Genomic DNA, 6,196 nt, shown 5'->3' on the forward strand with positions numbered 1-6,196 from the left:
CGCCTCGTCGACGCCGAGCACCTGCACTTCCACCATGTCGTTGGGATTGACGACTTTCGACGGATGCACCGCGCGCTTGCTCCAACTCATCTCGGAGACGTGGATCAGACCCTCGACGCCTTTTTCGATTTCCACGAACGCGCCGTAGTCAGTCACGCTGACGACCTTGCCCTTGATTCGCGTGCCTGGCGGATAGCCTTCGGCCACCTTGGTCCACGGGTCGGGCATGATCTGTTTCATGCCAAGCGACACGCGCTCGCGCTCGGCGTCGTACTTCAGTACGACGACTTTAACTTTGTCGCCGACCTTCAACACTTCCGACGGATGCTGCAAGCGGCCCCACGCCATATCGGTGATATGCAACAGGCCGTCGATTCCGCCGAGGTCGATGAAGGCGCCGTAGTCGGTAATGTTTTTGACGGTACCTTCGAGGATCACGCCCTCTTCGAGCACCTTGAGCGTCTGTTCTTTCAGAGAGGAGCGCTCGCGCTCAAGCACGCTGCGCCGTGAGACCACGACGTTGCCGCGGGCGCGATTGAACTTCAGGATTTGGAAGCGCCCGCGCTGTCCGACGTACCTGTCCAGATTGCGCGCCGGACGAATGTCGACGTGCGATCCCGGCAGAAACGCCGGCACTCCGATATCTACCTTGAGTCCGCCTTTGACTTTGCCCAGCACGACGCCCTCGACCGGAGTCTCGGCCTGGAACGCCTTGTCGAGTTCGCGCCAGACTTTGAACTTCTCGGCCTTGGCGTGCGAAAGCATCACGGTACCGTTGTCGGTCTCGGTGCCTTCGAAGTACACGTCAACCTCGTCGCCTTCCTTGACGGTAGGATGCCCCTCGTGGTCAAGGAATTCTTCGAGAGGGACCTGGCCCTCGCACTTGTAGTTGATGTCGATGATGACGCTGTCGCGCGTGATCAGAAGGACTCTTCCAACCAGCACGTCGCCGGGACGGGGAGCCTTCAAACTCTCTTCCATCAACGACTCAAAGTCATTTTCTCCTCCGTTCATTTGCTCTGGCAACACTTTCTCCATTTAGGGGGACCTTCCGGGATTCCGGGACTTTCGGGGCTGCTGCAATCCTTACAACCGGGCTAGGCTCGTTTCAAGTCCTTGGCGGCGTTGATTCGAGGGTTAATCTTCGCTTTCATCGCCGCGACCACCGCGTCGATCGAAAGTTTTGTTGAATCTATCTCTGTCGCATCGTCGGCACGCTTGAGCGGCGCGAGTTCGCGTCCGCTGTCACGGCGGTCGCGCTCGACCAATTGCTCGAGCACTTCCTGCTCGGTGATCGTCCCGCCTTTTTTCTTGAGCTCCTCAAATCTGCGGCGCGCGCGCGTCTTCACATCGGCGACGAGAAAGAACTTGAACTCGGCATCGGGAAAAATCGCCGTGCCGATGTCGCGACCTTCCATCACGACTCCGCCGTCGGCGCCCGCCGCGCGCTGCAACTCGCGCATCCGCGCGCGCACCGAGCCAAGCGCGGAGAATCGCGACGCGAGGTCGCCGATCTCAGGCTCATCTTTCTTCGCGGTGACGTCGCGCCCATTGAGCAATATCTTCTCGCCGTCGAACTTTATCCTAATCCCCCTGAGTATCGACGCCAGCCGCTCTTCGACGTTGGGATCGTCGGGGCTGACCCCAGCCTCGCGCGCCGCAAGCGCGACCGCTCGATACATTGCGCCCGTGTTGAGGTAAGCGAACCCCAAAGCGCGCGCGAGCTCGCGCGCCGCCACGGATTTCCCGGCGCCGACCGGGCCGTCAATCGCGATAATCGGTTCTTTGCGGCTCATCTGATCTTTTCCCGCATCGCTCGGCCACGCTTAAAAATCTTCTCGACGCCATTCATGTCGCCGGCTTCGACTGCGCGCTGAAATTCGGCGAACGTTCCGCCGTAGAGTTTCAGCGCCGCGACGATCGCCTCGCGATTCGTCGCAAAAATATCGCGCCAGATCTCCCACGACGACGCCGCGAGTCGCGTCGTATCGCGCAGACCGCCCGCGCCGTATTCCGCCGCGAGCTTGTTGCTGACTTTCTCGTCGGACAGCGCGGCAGCCAGCACGCTCGACACCGCCTGCGGCAGATGGCTCGAGCGCGCGAGGATCGCGTCGTGCGTGGCAGCGTCCATCATCTCGACGCAGGCGCCGGTCTCGTCCCACAACTGCTCGATCTTGTTGATCGCCTCGGGCGTACTCTTGGCCGACGGCGTGAGTATCACGCGCCGGTCTCTAAACAGCGCGGGGTCGGCAGCGCCTGCGCCAGTAGTTTCCTTGCCGGCAACAGGATGGGCCGCGACGAGCGATCGCTTGCCTGTGATCAACGGCTCGAGCTCGCGAACGACATATTGCTTGACGCTGCCGACGTCGGTCACGACTGCATCAGGGGCAGTATGCTCGATCATTTTTTCCAGCGTCGCGCGCATCGTCTGAATCGGCACCGCGAGTACGATCAGGTCTGCACCGCGCGCCGCTTCGACCGGGTCGCGCGTCGCTAGATCGATCATGCCGCGCTCCAGCGCCACGTCAAGGTTCGCCTGCGAGCGTCCGAGCCCGACGACTTTGCCGACGACACCCGCGCGCCGCGCGATCAACGCGAGCGAGCCTCCAATCAGGCCGACTCCGCAAACGGTCATCTGTCGAAACAGCAGCGCCATCAGCCGAGCTGCCCCGTGATGTCCCAGTGGATCGAGAGCATTGCGTAACCTCGGCTGACAGATTCAGGACGGCCGCAGAATCTTGAATCGCGCGCAAAGGATGCGCGCTTTATAAGGACCCTCACCTTCATCCTCTCCCTTACAGGGAGAGGGGAAGAACTCGTTGCCAAGTTATCCGCATTTCGATTGCCCTTCATGACTGCGGGCCTATCACTTCGGCGAGCATCGCGATGAGTCGCCGATTCTCTTCGGGCAGCCCGACGCTGATTCGCACGTGGCCCGGATAGCCGTAGCCGTTCATCGCGCGGACGATAACGCCCTTGCGGAGCAGTTTGTCGTAAACGGCGCGCCCGTCGCCGACATCGACCAGGAAAAAATTGGCGTGACTGGGCACGAACGGCAGCTTGAGCCGCGCGAACTCGCGTTCGAGGTAGGCCATCCCCTGGGCGTTGACTTCCAGCGTCCTCGCGATATGCGCGCGGTCGTCCATCCCTGCAATCGCCGCCACCTGCGCAAGGGACGTCACGTTGAACGGCTGCCGCACGTTATGCAGCATCTGGATCATGTCGGGGCGCGCCACTGCGTAACCGACTCGCATGCCGGCCAGCCCGAAAATTTTCGAAAAGGTGCGGAGCGTGATTATCAGCCGGCGGTCGTCGTGATCTTCGATCGAGTCGGGATAGTCCGGGTCGCGCACGAACTCGAAGTACGCTTCGTCGGCAACGATCACGACATTCTCAGGCACGCGCTCGAGGAATCGCTTCCATTCGGCGCGCCGGTAAATTGTGCCGGTCGGATTGTTCGGATTGCCGAGAAATACCATTCGGGTGTTCGCGTCGATCGCCGCGGCCATCGCGTTGAGGTCGTGCGAGAATCCATCGCTGGTTTTAACCACGCGATGTTCGCCGCCGGCCGCGGCGGTCGCCAGCGGATAAATCGCGAACGAATGCTCCGAGTAAACCGAGTTGAGTCCCGGCCGCAGGTATAGGAACGCGAGCAGATTGAGCACTTCGACGGAGCCCGACGCCGCGAACACCCGCTCGACTCCGATCTTATGATGCGCCGCGATCTTCGCCCGCAGTTCGTAGCTCGCACCGTCGGGGTAGCGGTTCAGCTCAGGCAGGGCAGCCTTGATCGCCTCGATCGCGAGCGGAGACGGTCCGAGAGGATTCTCGTTCGACGCCAGCTTTACCGGATCGACGACTCCGAGTTCGCGTTGCAATTCTTCGATCGGCTTGCCCGGCTCGTAGGGAGCAAGCGCGGCGACGGAAGGGAGTACGAGATCTTGTGCTTTGATCAAAACGAGGGAGCGGCCACTGAGAAAAGTTTTCGACTGCCCGGCTCAGGCAGCGGCCGACCTTCCTTCAGGATACGATCCTAAGACCTTCAAGAATAGGGCCTTGCTCGACAAGGATTTGAGTGCGCGAGCGAGCTTGGGGTCGTCGCGATGGCCGGTAACGTCAACGAAGAACAGGTATTCCCACGGCCGCGCGCGGAGCGGACGCGATTCGATCTTCGAAATGTTGATCGCGTTGCGCGCAAACAGGTTCAGCGCCTGGTTGAGCGTGCCGACGCGATCCGCCACCGCGAACAGCAGCGTGGTCTTGTCCTTGCCTGATCGCTCGACCGGCCACGTCCCTATCACGAGGAATCGCGTCACGTTGGTCGCAAGATCCTGCACGTTGGTCGCGATCGGCCTGAGCCCATACGCTTCGCCCGCCGTCGCCGATGCGAGTGCGGCGAGCGATCCATCGGCTGCCGCGCGCTGGGCAGCCAGCGCATTGGAGGCGACCGCTTCTATGTCAGTCTGAGGAAAATTTGCGCTGAGATAACCGCGACACTGAGCGAGCAACTGCTGATGCGCAATTATCTTCGTCACTTCTTCGCGCTTGCCGGTGAGCGACAATATCGACGGGCGAATTGGCAGCAGCACCTCGCCGATTATCACCAGCGCGGTGTCGATCAGCAGGTCAAGCGTCAAGTTGATCGATCCTTCGGTCGAGTTTTCGACCGGCACGACGCCGAAATCCGCGCGGCCGTTCTCGATTGCCTGGAAGACGGCGGCGAACGACTCCAGCGGCATCAGCTCGACGCTCGAGCCAAAGCGCATCCGCGCCGCGTCATGCGAGTAGGTGTGCTCGGGGCCGAGGAATGCGACGCGCGGCTCATGCTCGAGCGCGCGGCAGGCGGAAATTATCTCGACATAGATCCGCTTGACCTGCTCATCGGTGAGCGGGCCCGGGTTTTCGGCGATCATCTTTTCGATAATCGCGCGCTCGCGCACCGGCTGATAAACCTCGCCGCTCTCATGATGTTTGAGCCGTCCGATTTCGATCGCGACGCTGGCCCGGGCCGAAATGAGGCGCAGAATTTTGAGATTAATCTCATCCATCCGTGCGCGCAGACTCTCGATCGACGGCGGCTCGGCGGCCGGCTTCCTGGCAATCCGTGATGACATCGAACAAGAATGGGTATCCGATCAACGAGGGCTTTTCAACGCATGCGGCGCCGCAAGACATCGGGCGAGGGTGAACGCAAAATGGACACACGTGAAGCGTTTGGAGTGGTCGTTAGAGCATTGGGCTTGTATTTCTTCTGCGAAAGAGCGCTGATTTACGCGGTGGAAAGCACGCTTGAATTCTTAGGTGCCCAATTAATTCATCCAGAGCCTTTTCCGGCGTCGCTCATCATCCCGATTGTTTGGATCGCTATCAGCGCTGGCCTCTTCTTCGGTGCAGACCGGATCGTGGCCCTTGGCTACGGGTCAAAATCAAATTAGGGCACTACCGCGCCGCGAGTACTGATTCAGTCTGGAAATTGGGTCCTGATTCTTTCGCGACGGCCTAGCGGCGCGGAAGCAAGTCGCGCAAGGTGACGACCGCATTATCCAGGATGACGTTTGTGTCCCAGTTCGCAGGATCGACCTGATGAATCAGTTCACGGCAACGCCCGCATGGAGGAATGACCAATCCTTTGGCGTTGACTGCAATTACGGCGACGATTCGAGTCTGCCGATGCTTCAGCATCTCGGCGATTGCGGCGTGTTCCGCGCAAAATCCAAGGCTGCAATCGGTATCAATGCAAATCCCGGTAAATATCTCGCCCGAAGCCGAGAGCAACGCCGCTCCGACCCCGCCCGCGGTGCAATCTTTGGAACATTCAAAGCGGCCTACCACTTTAAGCGCTTCAGCCTTGAGCACATTGGGGTCGAACTGCATGGAATGTAACCTGTCCTGATCGCTGCGATTGCCGCGCGCGCGGCGGGCGGTTGGATACCAGAGCCTTCCGCGACTGAACCAGTGCCGGGGCCGCGCCTGCTACTTCACAAAAATCACGCCGAACTGGTTGTCCGTCACATCGCCGGCGTCGCTCAGCGTGAAGTTCGACGTGATATATCCGCTGGCACCGGCGAACTGGCCCACGCCGCCATCGACGCGCCACATCACGGCTCCCGACTTGAGCTTCGCGTCAGCGCTGTCGCCGAGATAGCCGCGCTCGACCGTGCTGAAATTCAAACGATTGTTGCCGTCGCCAAAGCGG

8 protein-coding genes are annotated in these 6,196 nt (G+C 60.7%); 1 reads left to right on the forward strand and 7 read right to left on the reverse strand.

All coding sequences use genetic code 11. From position 1 onward, the window contains the following. The 5 genes from VIW95_RS11130 to pheA all read right to left on the reverse strand — a co-directional run. The coding region (locus VIW95_RS11130; protein ID WP_331586413.1) for a 30S ribosomal protein S1 at window positions 1-981 on the reverse strand (981 nt) is incomplete at its 3' end. A 116-nt stretch (window positions 982-1,097) separates the two neighbouring features. Continuing rightward, window positions 1,098-1,796 carry a (d)CMP kinase gene (cmk, locus tag VIW95_RS11135; RefSeq protein ID WP_331586415.1) on the reverse strand — a complete coding sequence of 233 codons (699 nt, stop codon included), beginning with the start codon at window positions 1,794-1,796 and terminating at the stop codon, window positions 1,098-1,100. Further along, complete coding sequence (locus VIW95_RS11140) at window positions 1,793-2,656, reverse strand: prephenate dehydrogenase (RefSeq protein WP_331586417.1); 864 nt, start codon at window positions 2,654-2,656, stop codon at window positions 1,793-1,795. The genes cmk and VIW95_RS11140 overlap by 4 nt, the downstream gene beginning before the upstream one ends. 193 nt (window positions 2,657-2,849) lie before the next feature. After that, window positions 2,850-3,956, reverse strand: coding sequence for a histidinol-phosphate transaminase (hisC, locus tag VIW95_RS11145; protein WP_331586419.1), 1,107 nt, complete (start codon window positions 3,954-3,956; stop codon window positions 2,850-2,852). A 42-nt stretch (window positions 3,957-3,998) separates the two neighbouring features. Beyond that, the gene (gene pheA / locus VIW95_RS11150; protein ID WP_331586421.1) at window positions 3,999-5,114 is read right to left on the reverse strand and encodes a prephenate dehydratase; all 1,116 of its coding nucleotides are present in this window, start codon (window positions 5,112-5,114) and stop codon (window positions 3,999-4,001) included. Between the two features lie 81 nt (window positions 5,115-5,195). Here pheA and VIW95_RS11155 point away from each other — a divergent pair, with 81 nt between their 5' ends. Then, on the forward strand, window positions 5,196-5,435 hold the full coding sequence (locus VIW95_RS11155) for a hypothetical protein (protein ID WP_331586423.1): 240 nt from the start codon (window positions 5,196-5,198) through the stop codon (window positions 5,433-5,435). A gap of 64 nt (window positions 5,436-5,499) precedes the next feature. Here the strand turns inward: VIW95_RS11155 and VIW95_RS11160 are convergent, their stop codons facing one another. After that, on the reverse strand, window positions 5,500-5,874 hold the full coding sequence (locus VIW95_RS11160; protein WP_331586425.1) for a cytidine deaminase: 375 nt from the start codon (window positions 5,872-5,874) through the stop codon (window positions 5,500-5,502). Between the two features lie 99 nt (window positions 5,875-5,973). Continuing rightward, a partial coding sequence (locus VIW95_RS11165) for a hypothetical protein (RefSeq protein WP_331586427.1) occupies window positions 5,974-6,196 on the reverse strand: 223 nt, incomplete at its 5' end.

The organism is Binatus sp. (SeqCode), from assembly GCF_036522015.1.
Lineage (GTDB): Bacteria > Desulfobacterota > Binatia > Binatales > Binataceae > Binatus.